Source organism: Rhizobium sp. SVR5-9E (assembly GCF_056755095.1).
This window is the reverse complement of the sequence record NZ_JBNDHS010000025.1, coordinates 30386-54768: the sequence shown is the minus strand read 5'-3', so window position 1 is coordinate 54768 and position 24383 is coordinate 30386. Positions and strand designations below refer to the sequence as shown.

23 protein-coding genes and 1 pseudogene are annotated in these 24383 nt (G+C 60.2%); 5 read left to right on the top strand and 19 right to left on the bottom strand.

Features of this window, described 5'->3' with window-relative positions; genetic code table 11:
- Positions 1-2 precede the first annotated feature (2 nt).
- The 3 genes from ACPYOJ_RS14250 to ACPYOJ_RS14240 all read left to right on the top strand — a co-directional run bounded on the left by ACPYOJ_RS14250 (position 3) and on the right by ACPYOJ_RS14240 (position 2955).
- Positions 3-1046 carry a sulfate/molybdate ABC transporter ATP-binding protein gene (locus ACPYOJ_RS14250; protein ID WP_481416829.1) on the top strand — a complete coding sequence of 348 codons (1044 nt, stop codon included), beginning with the start codon at positions 3-5 and terminating at the stop codon, positions 1044-1046.
- A 160-nt stretch (positions 1047-1206) separates the two neighbouring features.
- Positions 1207-1869, top strand: coding sequence for a peroxiredoxin (locus ACPYOJ_RS14245; RefSeq protein WP_481416828.1), 663 nt, complete (start codon positions 1207-1209; stop codon positions 1867-1869).
- A 48-nt stretch (positions 1870-1917) separates the two neighbouring features.
- Positions 1918-2955 carry an MBL fold metallo-hydrolase gene (locus tag ACPYOJ_RS14240; protein ID WP_481416827.1) on the top strand — a complete coding sequence of 346 codons (1038 nt, stop codon included), beginning with the start codon at positions 1918-1920 and terminating at the stop codon, positions 2953-2955.
- Between the two features lie 21 nt (positions 2956-2976).
- Here ACPYOJ_RS14240 and ACPYOJ_RS14235 read toward each other — a convergent pair whose 3' ends face one another.
- The 7 genes from ACPYOJ_RS14235 to ACPYOJ_RS14205 form a co-directional block, all read right to left on the bottom strand.
- Entirely contained in the window at positions 2977-3615 is a 639-nt protein-coding gene (locus ACPYOJ_RS14235) for a class I SAM-dependent methyltransferase (RefSeq protein ID WP_481416826.1), read from the bottom strand.
- Between the two features lie 70 nt (positions 3616-3685).
- Positions 3686-4744: an ABC transporter ATP-binding protein gene (locus ACPYOJ_RS14230; protein ID WP_481416825.1), complete on the bottom strand. Its 1059-nt coding sequence runs from the start codon at positions 4742-4744 to the stop codon at positions 3686-3688.
- A 4-nt stretch (positions 4745-4748) separates the two neighbouring features.
- A complete protein-coding gene (locus ACPYOJ_RS14225) occupies positions 4749-5579 on the bottom strand; it encodes a carbohydrate ABC transporter permease (RefSeq protein WP_168832149.1) in 831 nt (276 codons plus the stop codon).
- A 4-nt stretch (positions 5580-5583) separates the two neighbouring features.
- Positions 5584-6516: a carbohydrate ABC transporter permease gene (locus ACPYOJ_RS14220; RefSeq protein ID WP_481416824.1), complete on the bottom strand. Its 933-nt coding sequence runs from the start codon at positions 6514-6516 to the stop codon at positions 5584-5586.
- Between the two features lie 218 nt (positions 6517-6734).
- Positions 6735-7994: an ABC transporter substrate-binding protein gene (locus ACPYOJ_RS14215; protein ID WP_481416823.1), complete on the bottom strand. Its 1260-nt coding sequence runs from the start codon at positions 7992-7994 to the stop codon at positions 6735-6737.
- A gap of 38 nt (positions 7995-8032) precedes the next feature.
- Positions 8033-9199 carry a PLP-dependent transferase gene (locus ACPYOJ_RS14210; protein ID WP_481416822.1) on the bottom strand — a complete coding sequence of 389 codons (1167 nt, stop codon included), beginning with the start codon at positions 9197-9199 and terminating at the stop codon, positions 8033-8035.
- Positions 9196-9918, bottom strand: coding sequence for a FadR/GntR family transcriptional regulator (locus ACPYOJ_RS14205; RefSeq protein ID WP_481416821.1), 723 nt, complete (start codon positions 9916-9918; stop codon positions 9196-9198). Before ACPYOJ_RS14205 ends, ACPYOJ_RS14210 begins: the two co-directional genes overlap by 4 nt.
- Before the next feature lie 266 nt (positions 9919-10184).
- Here ACPYOJ_RS14205 and ACPYOJ_RS14200 point away from each other — a divergent pair, with 266 nt between their 5' ends.
- A complete protein-coding gene (locus tag ACPYOJ_RS14200) occupies positions 10185-11117 on the top strand; it encodes an NADP-dependent oxidoreductase (RefSeq protein WP_481416820.1) in 933 nt (310 codons plus the stop codon).
- Positions 11118-11362: 245 nt separating this feature from the next.
- On the opposite strand, the gene ACPYOJ_RS14195 is transcribed toward ACPYOJ_RS14200, so the two are convergent.
- From ACPYOJ_RS14195 to ACPYOJ_RS14160, 8 genes are all read right to left on the bottom strand, one after another.
- Positions 11363-12478, bottom strand: a complete 1116-nt coding sequence (locus ACPYOJ_RS14195; RefSeq protein ID WP_481416819.1) for an ABC transporter ATP-binding protein — start codon at positions 12476-12478, stop codon at positions 11363-11365.
- A 23-nt stretch (positions 12479-12501) separates the two neighbouring features.
- Positions 12502-14190 carry an ABC transporter permease gene (locus ACPYOJ_RS14190; protein ID WP_481416818.1) on the bottom strand — a complete coding sequence of 563 codons (1689 nt, stop codon included), beginning with the start codon at positions 14188-14190 and terminating at the stop codon, positions 12502-12504.
- A 106-nt stretch (positions 14191-14296) separates the two neighbouring features.
- Positions 14297-15391, bottom strand: coding sequence for an ABC transporter substrate-binding protein (locus ACPYOJ_RS14185; protein WP_481416817.1), 1095 nt, complete (start codon positions 15389-15391; stop codon positions 14297-14299).
- On the bottom strand, positions 15357-17525 hold the full coding sequence (locus ACPYOJ_RS14180; RefSeq protein WP_481416816.1) for an acetate--CoA ligase family protein: 2169 nt from the start codon (positions 17523-17525) through the stop codon (positions 15357-15359). The genes ACPYOJ_RS14185 and ACPYOJ_RS14180 overlap by 35 nt, the downstream gene beginning before the upstream one ends.
- Positions 17526-17537: 12 nt before the next feature.
- Positions 17538-17999, bottom strand: a complete 462-nt coding sequence (locus ACPYOJ_RS14175; protein ID WP_481416815.1) for a Zn-ribbon domain-containing OB-fold protein — start codon at positions 17997-17999, stop codon at positions 17538-17540.
- Entirely contained in the window at positions 17996-19198 is a 1203-nt protein-coding gene (locus ACPYOJ_RS14170; RefSeq protein WP_481416814.1) for a thiolase family protein, read from the bottom strand. Before ACPYOJ_RS14170 ends, ACPYOJ_RS14175 begins: the two co-directional genes overlap by 4 nt.
- A gap of 5 nt (positions 19199-19203) precedes the next feature.
- A complete protein-coding gene (locus ACPYOJ_RS14165) occupies positions 19204-20328 on the bottom strand; it encodes a mandelate racemase/muconate lactonizing enzyme family protein (protein WP_481416813.1) in 1125 nt (374 codons plus the stop codon).
- Positions 20329-20370: 42 nt separating this feature from the next.
- Positions 20371-21234: an NAD(P)-dependent oxidoreductase gene (locus tag ACPYOJ_RS14160; RefSeq protein ID WP_481416812.1), complete on the bottom strand. Its 864-nt coding sequence runs from the start codon at positions 21232-21234 to the stop codon at positions 20371-20373.
- Positions 21235-21590: 356 nt separating this feature from the next.
- Between ACPYOJ_RS14160 and ACPYOJ_RS14155 the strand changes: the two genes are divergently transcribed.
- On the top strand, positions 21591-22550 hold the full coding sequence (locus tag ACPYOJ_RS14155) for a LysR family transcriptional regulator (RefSeq protein ID WP_481416811.1): 960 nt from the start codon (positions 21591-21593) through the stop codon (positions 22548-22550).
- A gap of 50 nt (positions 22551-22600) precedes the next feature.
- On the opposite strand, the pseudogene ACPYOJ_RS14150 reads toward ACPYOJ_RS14155, so the two are convergent.
- The 4 genes and pseudogenes from ACPYOJ_RS14150 to ACPYOJ_RS14135 all read right to left on the bottom strand — a co-directional run.
- Positions 22601-22891, bottom strand: a pseudogene (locus tag ACPYOJ_RS14150) (hypothetical protein); the annotation flags it as partial.
- Positions 22892-22899: 8 nt separating this feature from the next.
- Complete coding sequence (locus tag ACPYOJ_RS14145; RefSeq protein WP_481416810.1) at positions 22900-22998, bottom strand: DUF2200 family protein; 99 nt, start codon at positions 22996-22998, stop codon at positions 22900-22902.
- 49 nt (positions 22999-23047) lie between these two features.
- Complete coding sequence (locus tag ACPYOJ_RS14140; RefSeq protein ID WP_481416809.1) at positions 23048-23452, bottom strand: hypothetical protein; 405 nt, start codon at positions 23450-23452, stop codon at positions 23048-23050.
- A 685-nt stretch (positions 23453-24137) separates the two neighbouring features.
- Positions 24138-24380 (bottom strand): hypothetical protein, encoded by a 243-nt coding sequence (locus ACPYOJ_RS14135; RefSeq protein ID WP_481416808.1) that lies wholly within the window; start codon positions 24378-24380, stop codon positions 24138-24140.
- Positions 24381-24383: the final 3 nt, after the last annotated feature.

Sequence of the window (24383 nt, the reverse complement as noted above, 5' to 3'; positions counted from 1 at the left end):
GAATGGAAGTTCGCGTCCAAAACTTGCGCAAGGAATTCGACCGCTTTCCGGCGTTGCATGATGTTTCATTGAATATCCGCTCCGGCGAACTGATCGCACTGCTCGGGCCATCCGGTTCCGGCAAGACGACATTGCTGCGCCTGATCGCCGGCCTCGAAAGCCCGACCGAAGGTCTGATCTACTTCGGCGACGAAGATGCTTCGAAGAAGACCGTGCAGCAGCGCAATATCGGCTTCGTGTTCCAGCACTACGCCCTCTTCCGCTACATGACGGTTCTCGACAACATTGGTTTCGGACTTAAGGTGCGCGATGCCGCACGCCGCCCATCGAAGGCCGAGATCCGCAGCCGCGCGCTGGAACTGCTCGACCTCGTGCAGCTTTCCGGCCTCGAGAAACGCTACCCGGCCCAGCTCTCAGGCGGCCAGCGCCAGCGCGTCGCGCTCGCTCGCGCCCTGGCGGTCGAGCCCAACGTGCTGCTTCTCGACGAACCCTTCGGGGCGCTGGATGCCCAAGTCCGCAAGGATCTCCGTAAGTGGCTTCGCGAAATCCATGACCGCACCGGCCATACAACGGTCTTCGTCACGCACGACCAGGACGAGGCGATGGAGCTTGCCGACCGTGTCGTCGTCATGAGCCAGGGCGCGATCGAACAGGTCGGCACGCCGGACCAGGTCTACGACAATCCGAATTCGCCCTTCGTCTTCGGTTTCGTCGGTCAGTCGAACTGTCTGAAAGTGCGCGTCGCCGGGGGCGATATCTGGTTTGAAGATCGCCCGCTTGGCCTGAAGACTGGAAACGAGCCGGAGGGCGATGCGCAACTCTATTTCCGCCCGCACGATATCGAACTGCGCGACGGCTGCGGCGGCTGCATTGCCGGCCTGCTGGTCTCCAGCCGCCGCGTGGCCGGAACCCGGCATATCGAGGTCGACATCGGCAAGGGACATCCTTCGATCGAGCTGGAACTGCCGCCCGCGCAGGTCGACAGTCTCGACCGCAACCGGATCGCGTTCCGTCCGACCCGCTGGAAGCTGTTCAGGAGCGCGTGACGCACGCCTGAAGGGTAACTGGCTGGAAGTGCAAGCATCATTGAGGAAGCGTTCGGGAGCGGAGCTTGCGCCATTGATTTCGCGTTGCCTAAATTAGTAAAATGTAGAATAAACGTACAAGGCAACGTTTTGGCAACCAGATGCCAGGTGGGAGGGGGCTATGTCTCTCGCAATCAACGATACCGCACCCGATTTTGAGGCAGCAACGACGGAAGGCAGGATCCGGTTTCACGACTGGATCGGCAATTCCTGGGCAGTCCTGTTTTCGCACCCCAAGGATTTCACGCCGGTGTGCACCACAGAGCTGGGCTACATGGCGAAGATCAAGCCCGAATTCGACAGGCGTGGGGTAAAGATCATCGGCCTGTCGGTTGATCCTCTCGACCGTCATTCCGGCTGGGCTGACGACATCAAGGAGACACAGGGCATCGCCCCGAACTTCCCGATGATCGCCGACACAGATTATAATGTGTCGAAGCTCTATGGCATGCTGCCTGCAGCGGTCTCTGGCGATCCAACCCAGCGCACCCCGGCCGACAATCAGACCGTGCGCAACGTCTTAGTCGTTGGCCCGGACAAGAAGATCAAGTTGATCCTCGTCTATCCGATGACGACCGGCCGTAATTTCGATGAAGTCCTGCGTGTGATCGACTCGCTGCAGCTGACCGCCAAGCACCGGGTCGCGACTCCGGTGAACTGGAAGCAGGGCGAGGACGTGATCATCGCCGGTTCGGTGAGCGACGACGAAGCCAGAACGATATATCCTAACGGATGGAACGCGCCGAAGCCCTATATCCGGATCGTTCCGCAGCCGGAAAGCTGATAAGGACATCCGGGAACCCGCGAAACAATTTGTGAAAGGGAGGTGCCGATGATCTTCCGCCAGCTCTTCGACAGCGTGTCCGGCACCTACACCTACCTCATCGCCAGCCGGCAGGGCGGTGAGGCGCTCATCATCGATCCCGTACTCGAGAAGGTCGACCGTTACCTCAAGCTCGTCGAGGAGCTTGATCTCAAACTGGTCAAAGCCGTGGACACCCATTTGCACGCCGACCATATTACCGGGTTGGGTGCGCTGCGTGACCGCACCCACTGCATCACCGTGATGGGCGAGCAGACGGCTGCCGATGTCGTTTCCATGCGCGTGGCCGAGGGCGACAGAGTCGCGATCGAGGGACTGAGCCTCGATGTGCTCTATACGCCAGGCCATACGGACGATTCCTATTCTTTTCTCATGAATGGCCGCGTGTTCACAGGCGACACGCTGCTCATTCGCGGAACGGGCCGCACGGATTTCCAGAATGGCAACCCGCGCCAGCAATATGACTCCATCTTCAACAAGCTCCTCAAATTGCCGGACGAAACGCTCGTCTATCCGGCGCACGACTACAAGGGCGACACCGTTTCCACCATCGGCGAGGAGAAGCTCTTCAATCCGCGCCTGCGGGTCAGCTCCGTGGACGAGTATGTCAACCTCATGAACAACCTGCACCTTCCCAACCCGAAGATGATGGATGTGGCTGTGCCGGCCAACGTTCATATCGGCCTTCATCAGGACGAGATCGCGCGAAGAGGCTGGGCGGTTTCCGCAACCGAGGCGCTGGCACTACACGGCCGCTCCGACATTGCAATCATCGACCTCCGCGAGAGGGCAGAACGGGAAAAACACGGAACTATCCCCGGCTCGATTCACGCCCCCTATCCGGATTTACAGGAAAACATCAGCCTCGGCGGCATGCTGCACGAACTGGCAGCCGCGACCGGCAAGCGGATCGTCTTTTACTGCGCCTTCGGCGAGCGCTCGGCGATGGCCGTGCAGGCCGCCCAGGACGCCGGCTTGACGGGCGCCTGTCACATCGAAGGCGGCATCGACGCCTGGAAAAAGGCGGACGGACCGCTGATCCGGTAAGCGGCGGTCTTGACCCTGGCCCTACGCAAGCAAGTCCGCGTTAGCAACCTTCTCGAACGTGCTGAACTGAAACTTCTGCACCGCCCCCCATGGGGTTATGTGTTCGTGCTGCTGCGTCCTGATGAGCTTGAACTGTCTGCCGAGGACCGCCTGAAGGCTTTCGGCATCGTGACGGGCAACCGGCAAGCCGCTGCACTTCTCCGGGCCGTCGAGCGCAAAGGTGCCAATCACGGCCTTGCCGCCTTCTTTGAGGGCCTGAGACAGCACACGAACATAGGCGCGCTGATCCGGCTGCGACGTCAGGAAGTGAAAGGCGGCGCGGTCATGCCAGAAATCATACTGGCGGTCGGGCGTCCAGGCGGTCACATCCGAGACGATCCACTGCACCCGTTCGGCGTCCGCCAGCCGCGACTTTGCCGTTTCGAGGGCTGCGGCGGAGAGGTCGAGGACGCTCACGTGAGCCTGCCCGACGGCCTCCAGAGCATCAACCAGCCGCGACGCGCCGCCGCCGATGTCGATGACCGACATTTCCGGCGTCAGCCCGGCCTCGCGCATCAGGGCGAGCGACAGCTCGGGGGTGGCCTCATACCAACTCACCTCGGTCGCTGCCTTGGTGGTGTAAACATTTTCCCAATGCGCCTGGCGGTCGGTCGCGGTCATGAAATCACCTCGGCTCAGCAAGCAAGTTTAGCACGGGCGAACTGCGGATCACCGACGCTTCCTGATGAAATCACCCGGCCCTGTTCCCTTCGCCATCGAACACATGCAGGTTCTGGGCCGGGAAGGAAACACTGACTTGCGGCCCGGCGGTCAGTGCCTCGCGGTTCAGCGTGAAGACCTTGAACGGCAGACCATGCAACGAAAGATGCAGGATGATGCCGAAGCCTGTTGGTTCGACGAGTTCGACATCGGCGCTCATGCCAGTGCCATTCGAAGACATGACCACATGTTCCGGCCGGATGCCGAGCGTCACCTTTGATCCATTGGCGACAGACAAGGGCGCGGTAAGCGGGACCACCGTGCCGTCCTTCAGCTTCACGCCGCCGTTCTCATAGGTCGCGTCGAGGAAGTTCATGCCCGGGGAACCGATAAAGCCGGCGACGAACAGATTGGCGGGGCGATCATAAAGCTCCAGAGGGCTGCCGACCTGCTGGACCACGCCGCCATGCATCGCGACAATCCGGTCTGCCAGCGTCATCGCTTCGATCTGGTCGTGGGTGACGTAAATCGAAGTCGCTTTCAGGTCGCCGTGCAGTTTTTTGATTTCCGCGCGCATCTGTTCGCGCAGGCGGGCATCGAGGTTCGAGAGCGGTTCGTCGAAAAGGAACGCCTTCGGCTGGCGCACAATCGCTCGGCCCATCGCGACACGCTGGCGCTGGCCGCCCGATAGCGCTTTCGGCCGGCGTTCGAGCAATGGATCGAGACCGAGCTTCGAGGCCGCATTCGCGACGGCGCTTGCGATCTTTTCCTTCGCCGTCTTCCGAAGCTTCAGGCTGTAGCTCATGTTGCCGGCGACATTCATATGCGGATAGAGCGCGTAGGACTGGAACACCATGGCGATGTCGCGATCCTTCGGGTGCAACTCGTTGACCCGGTTGCCGGCAATGCGGATTTCACCACCGGTGACGTCCTCCAGTCCCGCAATCATGCGCAGCAACGTCGATTTCCCGCAGCCCGATGGGCCGACGAGAACCACGAACTCGCCGTCCTTGATGCGCAGGTCGACATCATGCAGCACCTGCACATGGCCGTAAGCTTTCTTGATGTTCCTGATATCGATCGATGCCATGTGATTACCCTTTGACCGCGCCGGCCGTCAGGCCCTGGACGAGATACCGTTGGATGAGCAGGAAGAAGAGGCCGGCGGGAATGAGCGCCAAGCAGCCAGCTGCCATCATCTGCCCGAAATCCACGGAGAATTTCGAAACGAAGGTGAGCAGCCCCACCGGGAAGGTTGCTGCGTCATTTCCGTTGATCAGCATGAGCGCGAAGAGCAGTTCGCTCCATGCCGCCGTGAAAACGAAACCGAGTGTCGCCGCAATCCCGGGCAGCGTCAGCGGCAGGATGATCTGCCGGAAGGCAGTGAATTGTGTCGCTCCGTCGATCATCGCCGCCTCTTCCAGATCCTTCGGAATGCCGTCGAAGAAGGACTGCATCAGAAAGGTCGCGAAGGGCACGTTGAAGGCCGTATAAACGACGACGAGGCCGGTCAGGCTGTTCGTCAGGTGCAGGGGCGAGAGGATCTTGAAGATCGGGGCAACGAGCATGACCAGCGGAAACATCTGCGTCAGCAGCATCAGTGCCACGATCCAGTATTTCGCCCGGAAATTGAAGCGCGACAGCGCGTAACCGGAAAGCGAGGCGCAGAACGTCACCGCGATCGCGGTCGAGGCCGACACGATCAGGCTGTTCTTGAAGAAGGTCGGGAATGCGCTGTGCTGAAGCACGAAAGCATAATGGTCCCATGTCGTACGCGAGGGCCACATCCGCACACCTTCGGTGTAGAGCAGATCGTTCGGCGTCACCGAGACTTTCAGCAGCCAGAAGAGTGGAAAGAGCGCGAAGGCGATGTAGCAGAGGAGCGCCAGCCGATGCGCAATGGTCGGAATGATGGATCGTCTCATGGCCTCAATCCTTCAGCAGGGTCTGCCGCAGCAGGATGATCAGCATTGAATAGGCGAGCAGCAGCGCGAGCAGCACCAGAGCGATAGCCGAGGCGTAACCGAAATCGAGCGCTCTGAACGCCTGGGTGAAGATGTAGCTGGCGACGATCTGCGTCCTGTCCGCCGGTCCGCCGCCTGTCATGACGACGATCAGGTCGGCGAAATTTGAAACCCAGACGGTGCGCAGCAACACGGTGATGGCAATCGTTGGCGCCAGAAACGGGAGCGTGATCGAGCTGAAGCGCTGGAACCAGCCGGCTCCATCGATCGAGGCGGCCTCGTAGAGATCGCGCGGGATCGCCTGAAGGGCGGCGAGCAGCGTGATCGCGAAGAACGGGATGCCCCACCAGACATTGGCGATGATCGGGCCCCACATTGCATACTGCGGATCGGAGAGGATATTGCCCGGCTCGCTCATCAGGCCAAGGCCGAAGAGCCAGTGCGGGATCGGCCCGATCACCGGATTAAAGAGCCACGCCCAGTTGAGGCCGGCAAGGAAGGAGGGGACCGCCCAGGGCAGGAAAACCAGCGCCTGCACGATGCCCCTGCCCCAGAACGGCTTGTCAAGCAGCAGCGCCAGGATGAGTCCGAAGACGAACTGCAGGATGACCGAGGCCCCGGTCCACCAGAGCGTATTCCTGAGAGCGCCGTAAAAGGCCGCGTCCTTCGAAAGCACGCGGAAATGCTCAAGCCCGATGAACCCGCCGGAAAACGGGTTCAGGAGCTGGATATCGCGAAACGCATAGGAAATCCCCACCACCAACGGCACAAGCATCACCGCGATGATCAGGATCAGCGAGGGGGCGCTGTAGAGATAGGGTTCCGAGGCATCGGCAAGGCGCTTCAGCCACGGCCTGCGGTCGTGACGCCCATCCAGCGTTTCGGCGGTCATAGTCATCGGTGAGCGGCTTTCGTGTTTAGTTCTAGATTGCTCGGCGCAGTGCAACCCCCTCATCCGACCCTTCGGGCCACCTTCTCCCCGCTGGGGAGAAGAGGGAAATTGCCGTAGTCACCGCGAGTCCCTTCTCCCCAGCGGGGAGAAGGTGTAGGCAGGTCAGGTGCAACAAGTTGCACCGGGGATGAGGGGGCTGCAGTCTCTGAAGCCCCCGTTTCCGCCTACTTCTTGGCCAGGAACTTCTGCTGCGCCTTCGTCAGGTAATCGGCCCACTGGTCGGCAAGATCCTTCGGCGAGATGTCGCCGAGCAGCGCCTGCTGCGAGGTCTTGATCGCCAGCGAATCCTTGAAGAAGGCGAATTCTTCGAGGTAGGTCGGCATCACCGTCGGAACTGTGTTCTTGTCGGCGAGTTCCTGGAACCAGCCCTTAAACTGATCCCCTGCATAGAAGGGATCCTTCTCCGCAGCCGTATAGGCGGGCAGAGCGCCAATTTTCTTGTTCCACTCGAGGTTGCCTTCCGGGCCTTCGAGCGTGGCGATCAGCTTCCAGGAAAGGTCCTTGTTCTGGCTCGTCGTGAACATCGACCAGCCGCCGTAACCGATGGTCGGGAAGGACTTGCCGTCCGGTCCCTTCGGCAGCGGTGCTACGCCGAAGTCTTCCTTCTTCATGCGGTCGGCAATGGCGATCAGCGCATCCGGATCCTGATCAAGGAAGGCGCAGGTGCCGGAATAGAAGCCGGCAACCACTTCGTTGAAGCCCCAGTTGACGCTGTCCTTCGGCGCATAACCCTTCTTGTAGAGGTCGACCATCCACTCGATGCCCTTCGCCCAGCCTTCGCTGTTCATGGTCGAGGTGCCGTCATCCTTGAAGTACTTGTTGTCGCCAGCCATCGACGCGGCGAAAATCATCCAGCCGTTCAGACCGCCCGGGCCGCCGCGCAGGCAGTAGCCGTATTTGCCAGGGATCTTGGAGACAGCCTCGGAAGCCTTGGTGAATTCTTCCAGCGTCTTCGGCGGTTCGGCAACGCCAGCCTCCTGCAGAAGCTTCTTGTTGTAGAACATGGCGCGCAGATAGAAGCCGTACGGCAGCATGTAGGCGGTGTTCTTCACGTCACGGCCGAGTTCAAGCGCCCGCGGCGTCAGTTCCTTCGTGTGCTCCCACTTTTCCAGATAAGGCTCGAGACTCTCGAGCATGCCGTTGTTGCCGTAGAGCGACAACCAGGTGTCGGGCATTTCCATCACGTCCGGCACGTCGCCGGCCGAAACCATCGTCGCGAATTTCTGAAAAGCTTCGTTCCACGGCAGTGAAATGATCTCGACCTTCGTACCGGGATTTGCCGCCTCGAACTTGCCGACGATCGACTTCAGCGTCTCGGTTCGCTCCGGGCTGGTGATCACCTCGACGAGCTTGAGTGTCGTATCGGCAAAGGCGGTGCCCGCCATCATCGTGGCGAAGAGGGTTGCGGTTATCAGTCTTTTCATGCTCGGTTCCCCTTTTTGGTGTTCCTCTCGGTTGAAGATTATGAAGCGGCGGCAATCGCCTCTTCGATGTCCCTCCACAGCGCCTCGGTTCCTTCGAGGCCCACATGGAGGCGTACGGACCGCGGATTGATGCCGAAGGCATGCGCGGAATTCGGCTGCGCTTTCTGCTGAAGCACAACCTCGCCCGGTACGATCAGGCTTTCATGTCCACCCCAGCTCACGCCCAGTTTGAAGAGCTTGAGGTGATCGGCGAAGGTGCGTACGTCAACGCCTTCGCGGAATATGAAGGAGAAAAGGCCCGACGTGCCGTTGAGACCTGCGGGCAGACGGTTGGTTAGGCCCGGATGGCAGACCTGCTCCACCACATCCAGCGCCTGCAGGCGCTGAGCAATCGTCATCGCCGCTGCCTCATGCGCCTTCATGCGGATCGGAAGGGTACGCAGCCCGCGGATCAGAAGCCATGCATCGAAAGGCGAAAGCTTGCCGCCGAGATAAGGATAGGCCTCCGCCTTGACCCGGGCGATCATCTCTTTCGAGCCCGCAACCACTCCGGCGACGACGTCGCTGTGACCGCCGAGATATTTCGATGCCGAATGAATGACGAGATCGACGCCCAGCGTGACGGGGCGCTGGAAGAAGGGGCTCGCCCAACTGTTGTCGATCATGGTAACGACACCATGCCGCTTCGCAAGCGCCGCAAGCGCGCCGACATCATGGGCTTCCATCACCCAGCTCGTCGGGCTCTCCATATAGAAGACCTTGGCACCCGGCAGCGCTCTGGCCACCGCCTCCTCGTCACGGCCGTCGACATAGGTCACCTCGACCTTCATCCGCTTCAGGATCGTGCCGAACAGGCGGAAGGCATCGGGATAGACGTGCTTGACCGCGACGATCCGGTCGCCCGGCTCGACGAAGCTCAAGACGGCGGACGAGATCGCGGCCATGCCGCTTGCAAAGCCGAGCGCGTCTTCCGCACCTTCGAGCTTTGCCAGCATCTCCTCGAACATGCGCACCGTCGGATTGAGCCCGCGCGTATAGATCGGCCGTACCTTTTCGCCGCGATAGGAGGCGATCATGTCGTCGTAATCGGAGAAGGTGAAAAGCGATGTCTGAAAAATTGGCGGAACCACCGCTTCGGCGAAGTTGCCTTCGTCATGCGCGGTGATCAGCGAAGCGAGTTCGAACGGTTCGAGGCCGTCAGTCATCTGGACATTTCCTTGATGTCTTCCTCGACAACGTCGAGGATCTTTAATGTTTCGCGCCGCGCCGCTTCAGTGTCCTGGGCAGCGATGGCGTTGAAAAGCGTGCGGTGAAACGGGAAGGACCGGCGGGCAAAATCCTGCCGGTCGAACGGGTGGCTCCAGAAGCGCATGAAGGTTTCACGCATCTGTTCCAGTAGCTGTCCGAACAGCGGGTTATGCGTGGCGTCATATACGGCCATGTGGAAAGCAAGATCTTCCGGACCAGAGGCGCCTTTCGCGTGATGAACGCGCTCCATCTCCCCGAGTTTTTCCTCGATAACGATGAGGTCTCTCGCCGTCCGCTTGCGGGCCGCGACCATGGCGGCCTCGCATTCGATCCCGCGCCGAACCTCCAGCGTCTGCAGCAAGGCATCGCGCAGATTGGCACCCTCGAAGGAAAGCGGCACGTGGATGGTTGCCGCCGAAACGGGCTTCAGCAAATAGGTGCCGCTTCCTTTGCGGGTCTCGATGACGCCAAGCGCCTGAAAGTGGCGGATTGCTTCGCGAATGGTCGAGCGCCCGACAGCAAGGGCGGCCATCAGCTCGCGCTCCGCCGGCAGCTTGTCGCCGGCCTGCAATTTCGCGTCCTCGACATAGTGGGCGAGCGCGTCGGTGACCTGGCGCGCGCGATCTATCGCCGGAAGCGGCCTGATCAACGGCCTGTCGCTGACATTTGCCTTCATACTCCCCCATTCTCCTCCGGCAGACCCAGAATTGGTCTGACATCTTAGCATTTCGGAAAGATTGGAAACCGTCAAGGCCAGTTGCCAGTCAGTAGCGGCGCACTTTAAAATCTTCCTGACTGCCCCCTGATCGAACCAATGCGGTTCTTCATCGACGGCGGCATGAGCAACCTCTAAGATCGATGCATCGATCGCGACAAGAAGGGATCATCCAAATGAACCCCACCGGGGATAGCAAGAACATCGAGAGATCTTCTGATGCGGTGATGACCGCATATACCGTGCACGAGTTCGGGCCGCCGAAGATCATCCGCGCGGAGGTGCTCGAGAAACCCTTACCGGGTCAAAACGAGATTCTCATCAAGGTCTTCGCGGCCGGTGTCGGCCCTTGGGACGGCTGGATCCGATCGGGCAAGAGCGCATTGCCGCAGCCCCTGCCCCTCACCTTAGGATCGGATCTTTCCGGCGTGGTCGAAGCCATCGGGCCTAACGTCACCAGCGTAAAACCGGGCGACGATGTCTACGGCGTCACCAATCCGCGTTTCATTGGTGCCTACGCCGAATATGCCATTGCGGCGGCAGGAATGGTTGCGCGGAAACCGACGACAATCGACCATGTCGAGGCTGCATCCGTTCCAGTGATTGCCGTCACGGCACGCCAGGCTTTGTTCCAGCATGGTAAGCTCAAGGCAGGCGATAGCGTGTTGATCCACGGCGCAGCAGGCAGCGTCGGTGCCTACGCCGTGCAGTTCGCCCGGAAGGCCAATCTGAATGTCATAGCGACAGCGGCCAGCGACGATGTGGACCGTGTGAAGGAGCTAGGCGCCGATAAGGTCGTCGATTACAAGCGGGAACGCTTCGAGGACAGCGTCAACAATGTGGACGCCGTCATCGATCTGGTTGGGGGCGACACTCAAACCAGATCCTTTGGTGTGCTGAAGCGCGGCGGCAAGCTGGTTTCGGCCGTTTCTCAACCTGATCAGGAACTTGCAAAGTCTGCCGGCGTCGAGGCGTTCTTCTTCCTTGTCGCCGTCAACACTGCGGACCTCGTCGACATCGCGGCTGCGATCGATAACGGAGAACTCCGTCAGAACGTCGGCTTGGTCCTTCGCCTCTCGGAGGCCGTTGCAGCGCATGAGATGCTCGAGGGCCAACGCCCGCGCCCAAAGGGAAAGATCATTCTCAAGGTTCGCGACTGAATTAAACGCCGGGCGGCTAAATACCCGCATGGATCCTTCGGACGAGTACGATAGCGGCGACGGCGATCGATGGAAGTTGTCTCCCTCTCGAAATGGGCTTCGACCGGGGTCAGGACGACATCCGACCGTTGCCGCCGGCGGCCAGCGAAGCAGTATCTGCGGCATCAGCCTGCGGAACAACATAACAATGGCCGCTGGAGGGGCCCTTTGAATTGCGTGATATTCCCGCGGCCGAAGTGTCCGATCTAGCTACAAATCGCAATCACCTTATTTTCCGGGAACGACGCGCGCACCCTGTCACCGCGGTTCAGGCTGATCGAGGGATGCGTGCGGGCGATCATATTGAGACCGCCGCTGATATCGATCGAATATTCAGCGACCTCCCCGAGGAAGACCTTGTTGCGCACGAAACCGTCGATGCAGTTGGGCACGGCATCTGCGGGCGCTCCTTCGGCTGTATGGAGCTGAACGTTTTCCGGACGGATGACGAAGGAGATCTGGTTGCCAGCCGGCATGCCTGAAGAAAACATGCACCTTATCGAACCGATCGACGTATCGACGGGCGCGATATCGCCTGCCCTCACCCGGCTCGCGAGCCGGCCTCTGAGGAGGTTGGTCCTGCCAATGAAATTTGCGACAAATTCCGATCGTGGCCTGTCATAGATGTCGAACGGCGTACCCATCTGTGCGATCATGCCGTTGTTGAGCACCGCGACGCGGTCGGACAGCGCCATCGCCTCGCTCTGGTCGTGGGTCACGTAGATTGTCGTCACGCCCCATTCACTCTGTAGCCGCTTGATTTCCGCGCGCATCTGTTCGCGAAGCAGCGCATCGAGATTGCTGAGCGGTTCGTCGAGCAGGAGGAGCTTCGGCTCGCGGACCAGTGCGCGGGCAAGTGCCAGACGCTGCTGCTGGCCACCGGACAGCTTCGTCGCCGATCGGTTGCGATATTCCGCCAGGCCGACCATTTCGAGCGACCGCATGACCCGAGTTTCGATGTCCTCGCGCGAAACATGGCCATTGCGACGCGTCCGCAGAGGATAGGCCGCATTTTCGAAGACGTTCATATGCGGCCAGATCGCATAGGACTGGAAGACCATGCCGATATCGCGTTCATACATCGGCAGCTGTATGTCCGAACGGCTGTCGAAGAGGTCGCGGCCGTCGAGCTGGATCTGCCCGCTTTCCGGATGTTCGAGGCCGGCGATCGAGCGAAGCGTCGTCGTCTTGCCGCAGCCGGACGGGCCAAGAAGGGTGAATAGCTCGCCTTCCTTGACGTCGAAGCTGACATTCGACACGCCGCCTTTTCGTTCCCCAGTTTCGTTGATGTATTGCTTTACGAGATTGGCAACTCTGAGCATGATTCCACCTCCCTGGAATTGGCTTAAGCGGCGACGATGCGATAGCGGCGCGCCACCAGATAGAAACATCCGCTGACGCAGGTCATCAGAGCGACCCAGACGGTGCCCATGGCGGCGAGCTCCGTCACTTGGCCGTTCTGCCAGAGATCGAACAGGCTGACGGAGACGAGCGAGCTTCCCGGCCCGACCAGCAGCAACGGCAGGGACATCGCCCGTACGGCCAGCAGGAAAACGAACAGCCAGCAGCTGATCATCGAGGCGGACAGCAGCGGGAAGACGATCTTGATGAAGGTCCGCATCTGCGGCGCGCCGGAGGCCGTCGAGGCTTCCTCAAGGTCCGAATGGATCTGCAATACGCCTGCATAGGCATAACGCATTCCATAAGGCAGGTAAGCGACGGTGGATGCCAGGATGACCGAGGTTAGCGTGCCGTAGAACGGAAAGGGAAGGTTGACGAACACTTGCAGGAAGGCGACGCCCATGACGATCGAGGGAAAGGTCAGCGGCGCGGTGGCAAGCTGGTCGAGAACCCAGGCGGCTGGCTTGCGCCGGGCCGCCAGCCAGGCGCAGAGAGCTGTAAAGGGAACGACGATGCTTGCGGTGACGACTCCAAGGCTCAGCGTATTGATAAGGGTCGAGCGCACAAGTCCCGGGCCGACGACGGTCGTGTAGTTTTTCAGCGTCCAATGCGAAAAGCTCGCCAGCGTGAAGGCGCCAAAGAAGGGCTTGAACGAGGCGAAGACGATGATGGCAAGCGGCAGGCCGATGACGAGGAGCAGGATGGCGACGAGCAAAAGTGTGCTGATATACCGGCTGCGACCGAGATGAATGACGCGCGGCCGATAGCCCTTGCCCGTAATCGTCTGGTAGCGGTGCGCATGCCGGGACAGCCGTCCATAGAAATAGAGAAGGCAGGCGAGGAAGGCGAAGAGACAGACTGAATAAGCGCCTGCCTGTCCGAAATTCGGCGGCGTCGTTGCCCGCGAGCTCTGGTAGATGCTCGTGGTCAAAACTTCGATGTTGCCTGCCAGGCCGACGATCGCCGGCACTTCGAAGGATTCGAAGGCGCGGATGAAGCTCAGCAGCAATAGGGCCAGTACGCCTGGCATGCCCATTCTGAGCGTGATCTTCCAGAAAGTCGCGACCGGCCCGGCGCCGCTCATCATCGATGCTTCCTCGAAGGCGGCATCCGTGGAGCGCAGGATCGCCGACATCATCAGGAATGTCAGCGGCACGAAGCCGACGCCTTCGATGAGGATCATGCCCGGCAGGGAATAGACGTCGAAGACCGGTGCGGAGGCGCCAAAAATTGCCTTCAGGATCTGGTTGAAGGGACCCGACTTGCCGAGGATCAGCAGCCAGGCGACCGTATAGAGCACATGCGGAATGGCAAGCGAGATGACGGCGCCGAGAAAGGCATATTTGCGGCCGGGCGTATCGGTCCGCTCCACGATGATCGCAAGAACGGTACCAAGCACGATACCGACGACCGCCGAGCCGAGTGAATAGATCGCCGTATGCAGCAGGCTACGCAGGAAATACGGGTTCTGGACGAGGTCGGCAAAGAACTGGAACGTGAACTGATCAAATGAAGCGTCGAAATTCGTCGTATAGAAACTGGAGGCGACCAGATAGGCGGCCGGCGGAACGATGACGATGAGCAGAATGGCAGCGAGGATCAATACAATGGGCGAGAAGGTGATCTTCTTCATTGTCGGCATCGTTGCTGCAGTGAGTTGGAGCGTTTTCATATCGCCTTGAACTTTCTCGATTATTGCCGGTCACGGAGGCCGCCACACAGGTGGCGGCCTCCTCGGATTATCGGAAATATTTCTGATAGAGTTCGTCGGATCGAATGCCGTCGTTGACGAGCGTTTCCGGGCGGACGAGGTTTTCGTCAAAGCCGGCCGCATGGGGCACGATCGCCTGCAGCATCTTGGACGGCAGCACCTTCGGATGGGCCGGGAAATAATCCGCACCGAGTAGGATCTTCTGGCCGTCTTCCGATAGCAGGAAATCGGTGAAGAGCGCCGCGCCATAGGGGTGGCGGATATTCTTCGGTATCAAAAGAGTTGCCGTCGTCGAGGCAACCGGGCTCATCAACTGCGATGCCACCGGTGCGCCGTCGGCGGCACTGATCAGCGGATGGTGACAGAAGATGTTGAGCGCCATCGCATATTCGCCGGCAATCACGCGATCGACCAGCGTGCGGGCACTGCCGGCGCCGAAGTTGACGATCTTCTCGCCGGAAAGCTTCTTCAGATAATCTTCCGCCTTATCCTCGCCCCAGGCGGACCGAAGATTGGTGATGAAGAGCGGCGTGCCGCTTTCACTACCGATGCGCCAGGCGATCTGGCCTTTCCATTTCGGATTGAGGAGATCGTCATAGCTCTTCGGCACATCTTCGGCCTTCACCATGTCGGTGTTGTAGGCCATGCAGTAGTAGCTGACACGCGTTGCGGCCCAGAGGTGATCGGGATCGCGGTAGGATTCCGGATATTGCTCCAGCATGGGCGAGCTGAAGGTCTGAACGACATTCGCCTTGATGAGATTTTCACTGACGCTCGTGCCTTCGACCACGTCGACCACCACGTTCTTGGCCCGCTCTTCGGCAAGGACGCGTTGCGCGATGTCTTCCGAGTCACCGCGCCAATAAGTGAGCGTCACAGACGGATATTTCTTCATGAAGGCATCGGCAAGCGGCTGCAGCGCCTGATCGACGATCATCGCCGAATAGACGACGAGCTCGCCTTCCTTTGCGGCACCGTCGGCCAGGATTTTTTCGCGGTCAGCTCCGGTATAGTGCAGAATTTCCTCCTGCGTTTGCGCCCATACCGGCGTTGCCAATCCCGCCGCGAGCGGGAGAATTGCAAGGACACTAACTAAATGCGTAATGCGACTCCGTCTGTTCATTATATTCCTCCCACGGACCTCTAGTGATGATGAGGGCGTCCGCTATCTTCACGCCCTTCCCCCGGCTGCGAACGAAAACGGGATTGAGATCGATCGCCTCGAACTGGCCGTCGGTTGCGGCCACGAAGTTCGAGAATGCGACGAGACAATCGATCAGGGCATCTCTGTCGAGCGGGGGAGCACCGCGGAAACCGTCAAGCTGGACGGCAACCTTGAGCCTGGCAACCATTTCCGTTGCCTGGTGGCGTGTAAGCGGAGCTAGACCGACGCTCGCATCCTTGAACACCTCGACCATCACACCGCCGCCTCCTACGACGACAAGAGGGCCGAACTGCTCGTCATACGTCATCCCGATAATGAACTCCGCGCCTTCATCAACCATTTCCTGCACGAGGATACCGTCGATGGCAGCTTCCGGACAGGCGGTTCTGGCACTCTTCAAGATCTTGGCTGACATAATTTCTGCATCCTCGGCGGTGGCGCCGAGATGGACGCCGCCGACATCCGATTTATGCGGGATGTCGCGCGACTGAACCTTGAGGGCGACCGGACCGCCAATCTTCTCGGCCAGCGTCTTTGCTTCCGCGATCGTGGCTGCGAGATATTCGCGCGTGACCGGAAGGCCGGCTTTGCCAAGGATCTCCTTGCTGTCGGCTTCGCTCAAAACGCCACGTGTGCTTGTCTTGCCGACTACGCTGGCGATTTTCGGCGGGCTCTCGGTAATGGGCATGCTGCCGCGGAAGGTAGCGTAGTCCGTGAGGTGGCGGATGGCACGCAGGCCGAGTTCGACGTCTTCCACCAGCGGCAGACCTTGTGCGCTCGCATAGCCGCGCCAATGCCCGGTCAGGCTGTTCGAGATGAAGGAGAGCACGAGCAGCGGCTTGCCGGCCGTCCTGGCCATATCGGCCATCCGGCCAACGAGCTTGTCATGATTTTCGGCGCCTTCCATTCGCATGCCGAGCACAAGGCCGATGACGTCGATCTCCGTATTGTCGAGCAGCGCGCCGACAACGCCTTCGATCGCGCCGTCGCGGCGCAGCCGCGGCATGCCGACCGTATCGAGAGGATTTCCGAAATGGCGCGATACGCCGAGTGCCTCGCCGACGCGCCGGTTCGTCTCATCGTCGATCCGGCCGAAATTCACGCCTGCGCGCTCCGCAAGATCGCTGATCAGCGAGGTGGCGCCACCGGAGACGGTGAGCAAGCAGACACGATCTCCCTTCGGCAAAGGTGCCGTTGCTAGAAGCGCAGCTGTCTCCACCAGCTCATCGAGGCTCATCACCGACGCGACGCCGTTTGCGCAAAACAGGGCTTCATAGGCTTCATGCTTGCCAGCAAGCGTGCCGGTATGCGCGAAGGTTGCCGCCTGCCCGGCAGCACTCTTTCCGAGCTTCAGGATGACCAGGGGCTTGATCCTGGAGGCCCGTTCGACAGCTGCACGGAAGCGCCGTCCATCCTTGGCGCCTTCCATGATGCAGGCGATCACGCTGGTCTTCGGATCATCGGCCAGGAAGTCGATATAATCCGCAAGATCGAGCACGGCCTGGTTGCCAATCGAAATCAGATAGTTCATTCCGACGCCGCGATTGGCGCTGAGCTCGGCGACGGCGTTGAGCAGGCCGCCGCTCTGGGAGACGAGCGATATGCCGCCGGCCCCCAGCTTTTCGGGGATATCAGCCATCGTCGTCGCAAAGCCATGGCCGAGGCTTGCAATTCCCATGCAGTTCGGCCCGGCAATCGCCATGCCCGAGGCCTTGGCGATCGCGACGAGGCGTTCCTGCCGCGCCTTGCCTTCAGCAGTGCCGTCATCGGCAAAGCCTTCGGAAACGATGAGAGCCGCGCGGATGCCGATCGATGCGGCTTCCTCCACGACCGCGAGCACGCTCTCCGCCGGGATGGAAATGACGATGCAGTCGGGGATACCGGGCAGCGCGTCGAGATTCGGCACGCACGGAACACCCGCAATTTCGGCGGCATTGGCGTTGACCGGCCAGATCTTGCCCCCGAACCCGGAGCGAAGCAGCGAATTCAGCATCTTGGTGCCGGCGCCGCCTTTCGCGGACACGCCGACAAAAGCGACGGAGCGAGGCGCAAGCAGGCTGCTGGTCGGAAGGGAATGGCTCTGGCCGATCATCGTCGCTCTTTCCTATTCACTCACGATACGGAATTTCGGGAGCGTAAAGCCCTGCGCCGGATGATCTTCATAGACGACCTCCACCGTCTGGCCGACATTGTGGATGTCGGTCGGCAGATTGTCGCCCAGGAGCTGGGAGCTGATCAGCGGCCCTTCGTCGAGTTCGATCAGAGCATAGGTATAGGGAATTTCCTCTTTGAAGCCCGGGTGGAACGCCCAGTGATGGATGTTGAAGGCAAAGATCTTGCCGCGCCCGGACGCCTCAGTCCATTCACAGTTTGCGGCGAAGGGCTCGTTATCGTGGTTTTGGCAGTAAGCCTTCGGCCAGTAAACCGCGCTGCACTGCTTGCACTTCCAGACGAGCAGTTTGTGCTCTTTCAGGCCATCCCAGAAGGGTTCATTGTCGTGGTCGATGCTCGGATAGGGCTTCTTCCATTCCAGATCGACGGTAAAGGATTCCAGCTTGACGTTCATGCGTGCCTCCCGAGCAGCGTGCAGGTGTGGATTGAGCACATGCCGGGCGAAACAAGCTCGCCGCCATGTCCGGTGGTCATGACGATGTCGCAGTCGTCGATCTGGCGCTCGCCGGCTTCGCCGCGAAGCTGCCGGACGGCCTCGGCAAGGCCTGTCAGATCGCCGAGATGGTAGCAGGAGAGCAGGCCGCCGCTCGTATTGACAGGGATCGAGCCGCCCGGCGCCATATGGCCGTCAGCGACGAACGCTCCGCCCTCGCCCTTCTTGCACCAGCCGTAATCTTCCAGCTGGAAGAGCACCTCTGCCGTGAAGCAGTCATAGAGCTGGGCGCAATCGATATCCGCGAGCGTGATGTCGGCCTGGCTAAAGGCCTGCTTCTTTGCCGGTTCGACAGCCATATGGGTGAAGTTCTTCTTCTCCCACCACAGGTCGGCGGAGACTTCGCCGAAGCCCTGGCCAAGCACATAGACAGGAGCCTTGGCGCAATCCTTGGCGCGGTCGGCGGTCGTCAGAATGAAGGAGATGCCGCCGTCCGAAACCTGGCTCAAGTCGAGCAGGTGATAGGGTTCCGCGACCAGCGGGGAGTTCTGGTGATCCTCGATCGTGATCGGACGGCCATGCATCTTGGCTTCCGGATTCATGCAGGCCCATTGGCGTTCGGCGACGGAAATAGCACCGAGCTGGGCGCTTGTCGTTCCGTAGACGGCCATGTGGCGGGCGGCCATCCAGCTATGATGGCTGACGGCGCGGGAATCGCCGAGCGGCTTGCCCCAGTAGCCACGCTTTTCGGTATGTGCCATGCCGCGGAACCCCTTCTTGCGGGTCTCTTGCGATTGCGACCAGTCGGTCACCGCGCCTGTCAGCACGACATAATCGGCAATGCCGCGGTCGAGATAGGACATGGCCGCCGCCATGCCGAGACCGGCCAGCGCACCGCCGCGTCCGCAGGTGAAATAGAAGTTGTTCTTGATACCGAGCACGCGGGTGAAGGCATCGGAGTAGCTAGCCCGGTCGCCGCCGCCGCCCGTGCGCCTCAGATCGATCGCGCCGCCGATATCGGTCCTCGTCAGCCCTGCGTCGGCGATCGCCAGCCTCGTCGCTTCGGCCGCGATCATGCGCTCGGAATGATCCGGCTGCTGGCCGGCAACGACGCCGAGACCGACGATCGCGTATTTCCCGGAAGATGCGTGTTTTCCCACCTCAGTCATCCTTTCGTCATCATCAATGCTTCGGAATTTTCTCTCGCCGCGTCTTCGGCGCGACCAGTATTGATCTTGCGGACGCCGCTTCCCGGACCGGGCGGGAGCCGCAATACGCCTTTCTCGACGGAGAGGCCGGTGAAGGGATCGCCAAGCAACCTCTCGAACTCGCCGAGCTCGCAGGCATAGTCTGCGCCGGGCATGGCGCAGGCGAGATGAATGGCGAAGGAGGAAAGCAGCCTGCTGCCCACCGCCGCTCCCATGCGGTAGCGGATACCGGCCTGCTCGCAGAGTGCGGCTGCCGCCAGCGTATTGCGGATGCCGCCGAGCTTCGGGATCTTCAGACTGACGGCATCAACGCGCCGGTTGCTGACCAGCTCGTAGATTTCGGCGAGAGAGCCTGCCGCTTCGTCGGCCTCGACGGCAATGGGAACCATCTTGGTCACGAGCGACAGGCCCTCGACATCCCCGGCAGGAACTGGCTGTTCGACGAGTTCGATCCCGTGATCGACCATCTGGAGGATGGCGCGTACCGCATCCTTCGGGGAATAGGATTGATTGGCATCGATGGTCAGATGCACGGTAGGCCCAACCTCGGCCCGGATCGCGGCGACACGCGCGACATCTTCCTCGACCTCTCCGTGCACCTTGATCTTCAGGTAGTGATAGCCTTCGTCGACCAGGCGCCGCGCCTGGACGGCCATCTGCTCCGGCGTCTTGATGGCGAGGATGCGCAAAATCGGCACCTCGTTTCTGATCTTGCCGCCAAGCAGGGTGATGAGCGGGATGCCGAGACTGCGTGCAAGAAGGTCATGCAAGGCGCAATCGACAGCCGCCTTGGCCTGTGGCGCACCGCGCAGCCGCCTGTCGAGGTGCTGCATGATCGCGCCGATCTCGTCGGCGCGGTTGCCGATCACCAAAGATCGAAAATGGTCGAGTTCGGCGACCAGCGTCGACTGAATCGATCCCATATGGGCCGTCGCCGAGGCATAACCGAAACCCTCTGCATCAGCCGTGGCGATGCGCAGGACGACCCCTTCCGTATTCGGATTGGCGCCGAGTGCGAATTTCCACTCCGGATCCTCCTTCTTCAGGATCACCGGCTCGATATCGAATGCTGTGATTTCCATGGAGAATGCTCTCGCTGCAGGTGGTTTCGGCAGAGCGGAATGTCAGACTGCCCCGGCCTGGCGGTTGATGGGAGCCACGCGTCGCCCGAGATAACTTGCCTCTGCCCCGTAGAGCAGGTCGCGCACGTCCGTTGCGGAAAGCAGCTTGATCAGTTGGTCCGTCTGACCGCTGAGCGGCAACACCAGCCCGCCGGCCTGAGCAAGGTCGAGGACAACGTCCATGTCCTTCTCCTGCCAGGTGAAGCGGGTTCCGTCCCAGCGCTCCAGGGTATTGTTATAACCAGGGCTCTTCAGCAGGACTTCGCGCATACGCTGGGCATCGACGCCATAGCGCTTGGCAAGCAGCAGGGCTTCGTAATTTCCGATGCAATGGATCCAGTGCAGCAGGTTGTTGCAGGCCTTAGCGAGCTGGCCGGAGCCAAGCTCGCCGACATGCAGCACATCGCGGCTGTAGCTCATCAGCACCGGGCGGGCCATCTCGACGTCCTCATCGCGGCCGCCGCAAAGCGACAGAAGCGTACCCTCGCGGGCGCCGTCGAGACCGTAGACAACAGGAGCGTCAATGAGGCGGACGCCATATCCGTCGCAATACTTGCCGAGTTCATGCATGGTGCCCGGATTGTTGGTCGCCGCAATCGCAATCACCGATCCCTTCTTGACGAGCGGGGCAAGCTCCTTCGTGACGCTGCTTGACTGGTTGTCGGTCGCAACGACTGCAACGAAGACATCGGCCATCGTCGCAAGATCGCCAAGATTCCTGGCCGACGTTATGCCCGCGGACGAAGCCGCGTCGAGACATTCCGCATTGAGATCGTAGGCCGCAACGGCAAAACCTGTCTTCAATACATGCGAGGCCATGGAGAGCCCCATCGCACCGACGCCTACGAATCCAACCCTGACCGACATCGCAATCCTCCCATCGCCCGCAACAGGCCAGCCGATATCGTCGGAGGCAGCGCAAGCGCCTCCTATGGCCGACCATGATCCGGCAAATAAAAAATGAAACCGGATCCTCTCCGGGAAAGCTCCTCCTTGACCGAGGCTGAGATCCCTTAACGCCGTCTCCTCACGGCATTGAAGAATGCTCGTCCCAAAAGGGCCTTTGCTTCGGCCTTCCCTTGCGGAACCTACTCCTTGACCGCCGGGAATGATGAAAGACTGCGATCCCGAAGTTCTAAAATCAAGAAGAATGATTTGATAGCGTTCAAGCTAAAAGTTATAACTCGGCGGCTGTCAAATCCAGTTTCTCAGGGAGGTGAAATATGGATCTGCGTTCGGTCAGCCGTTTTCTCGCAGTCGCGGAACTGGGCAGCCTCAACAAGGCTGCACAACGCCTGAACCTGTCCCAGCCGGCACTGTCGAAAAGCATCCAGATGCTGGAATATGCGCTTGGTGTGCCTCTGCTCGACCGCGGCCCCCGCGGGATCACCCTCACCTCATTCGGAGAGACGGTCTTCGACCATGCGCGGCGCATTGCAGCGGAAACCCGCAAGATGGAGAGCGATATCGAGGCGATCCGAACGCTCGGATCCGGAGAGATCAATGTCGGAGCGCCGCTTGGCCCCGATAGCCGCACGCTTGCCTTCGCCATTCTGCGCCTTGTGACCGAAGCGCGGTGCATCACCGTCAACATTGCCAACGGTACCCGCAGCGACTTGATTCGCCCCCTTTTGCTCGGCGATCTCGATTTCCTGATCGCGACGCTCTTCGATGCGGAAGACCTGCCGCGCGACATCGAGCAGCGCGAGCTTTATCTCGATTCGATGATCCTCGCGGTCCGCGCCGGCCATCCCCTGCTCGACGGCCATTCGGTCGAAGTCAGCGAATTGGCCAAGTATCCCTGGGTGGTCCTTACCGGCAATCGCGACCTCGAAGGCGCCTTGCGTAACCTCGTCGGTACCGACTTCAACCGGTCGCTGCTTAGGAGCGGTTCGCCGATGTTCGTCAAGAATGTGCTGCAGAGAAGCGAGTTTATCGGCTTGGTGCGCCAGGACGCAATTCGCCTGGAATTGAAGACCGGCTCGCTTGTCGAAGTGGATCTGTCGAACCATCTCGACATTCACAAGCTCGTTCCACCGCAAAAGGTGGGCCTGATCTTCAGATCGGACGTATCCATCCCCGTGGCAAGCCAGGCTCTGATCAAGGAGATCATTGCGGCCACACGCAGCGGCACTGATGATTTTGCGCCGACGTCGTCGGTTTGGTCAGTGGCCGAAAGCTGATCTCTCAAGCGTCCGGCTGTACTAATCCCGATGCCGGGCTGGAGTTGATACTTGCGGCAGTCAACGAATTCTCTGAGGACGCACCACAGCCAGTGCTTACGGCCGCCGATGGAAATCACCACTTCGCCGAGATGCCAGATGTCCGTCGCGAGGGCTTCTTGCGGCGCAGTTGCTTTGCGTAGCCCGGGCCGAATTTGCAGCCCCATCGGCGGATCGTTCATACGAGACGACAACCCACGCTCCAACAGTATTTCCTCGACAAGTCGCAGGCTGAGCGGAAATCGAAAATTGGTGTTCTTTGCCGCCTGATCATCCAGCGTCTCTCGGCTGTACCCCGTCAGCCGACAGATTATTTCATTACCTCCACCTTCGTGCGCCCGTTCTTCTCCGCTTTAGCGATATAGTGGGGATAGACGATCGCGACGCCGACTGAATATATGCGATGCATTGTCATGCAATCTCCTAGACGTTGAAGATATCCCCCGACCTAGGACAGCTCAGATCAAGGTCCAACGTATGCCGCTCTTTAAGGGATGCGAACCGACGGCTGCAAGACTGACCAAAGTAGCTCCGCGCTGTGCTCGGAGAAACGCAACTGAGTCACTCCTTCCTGGACGCGATGCGACCTGATCCATGAGCGGCTTTCTCAGAGAGATCGGCGCGGTTCGCTCTCCGGTTTGGATGAAGGCCTCGACCGGTATTCCCGGTACCGGCATCACGTTGATCTCGCCGGACGGCAGCACCGGGACCTGGCGCAACGGATTGACCATCTCGACCCGCTTGCGCGCCGCTTCGTCCTCCCACGTGACCGCCTCGATCACCTCGTGGGGAATTGCGAGAAGCGTCAGCATGGCCTCGATCGGAATTGAGCCCGATCCGACCGCGCCGAATATCTTGAGCATGGGCGCCTCCCAGCTAATCCTTCCCTCAAGCTCGCATCCGTCTGTGGCTGCGCGCTTTACGGGTCCAAGCCCTAGTCAGCTATCGTGCTAAGACTTGGCCTTGAGAATAACGTCTGACAATCTGATCTCGGAGTCTAGTCTGGATGGGAGATACCCAGTGCGGAGGCTATCATCGCTGCGGTTACCAGCATCAACAAATATTCATCAGCGGCCCGAATTGAGTGCTCGCTTCCACCCGCAACTCCCACTTCGTTCCAACGTCCCTGCGCGCTATCGGGATGAACGACTATCGCTACCAGACGATCGTCCCGCCCCCTTCGGACTGAAGTCAAAGCGTGGAACCGTTTCCTCTTCTCCTTCGTTGATCCTCCAACTAAAACGTGCGGAAAGAACAATGAAAAGCTTCTGATTGTCCACTGTGGTAGCCGCGCTGATGCCGGAGGCAACCCGTCTAAAACAAATCGGATCTTTGGAGATGAACATGAGAAAGCTCGTAATCGCAGCCGTCATTACTGCATTGACCGGTACCGCAGCTCCAACGCTCGCTGAGACCGTTTTTCGGGTTGGACCAAGCGGGGGTCTATGTCGGTCCCGGCTATCACGGCTACTCGCGGTACCACCCTCGTTATTATAGCGACCGTGACCGGGCGCAGAAGGCATCCTGCCGCACCAAGAGAGAGCAATATTATAGCGAACGCCAGGATAGATGGGTCACCAGGTCGACCCGCGTTTGCGACCGGTAGAACTGCTCGCCCGTTGCAGCGCGGTTGAAGGATCCGCCGCTGCGACGAATAGAATTGCGCTGTCGCCCTGTGACGACCGGGACGATGCGCTTTCCGGCATAAATGATGCCGAGGGCCCTACCTCCAATGCCGATCACCGTGCGCGCCGATGCCTTCCTCTTCCAACGCGTCACGTCTTCGGTCACCGG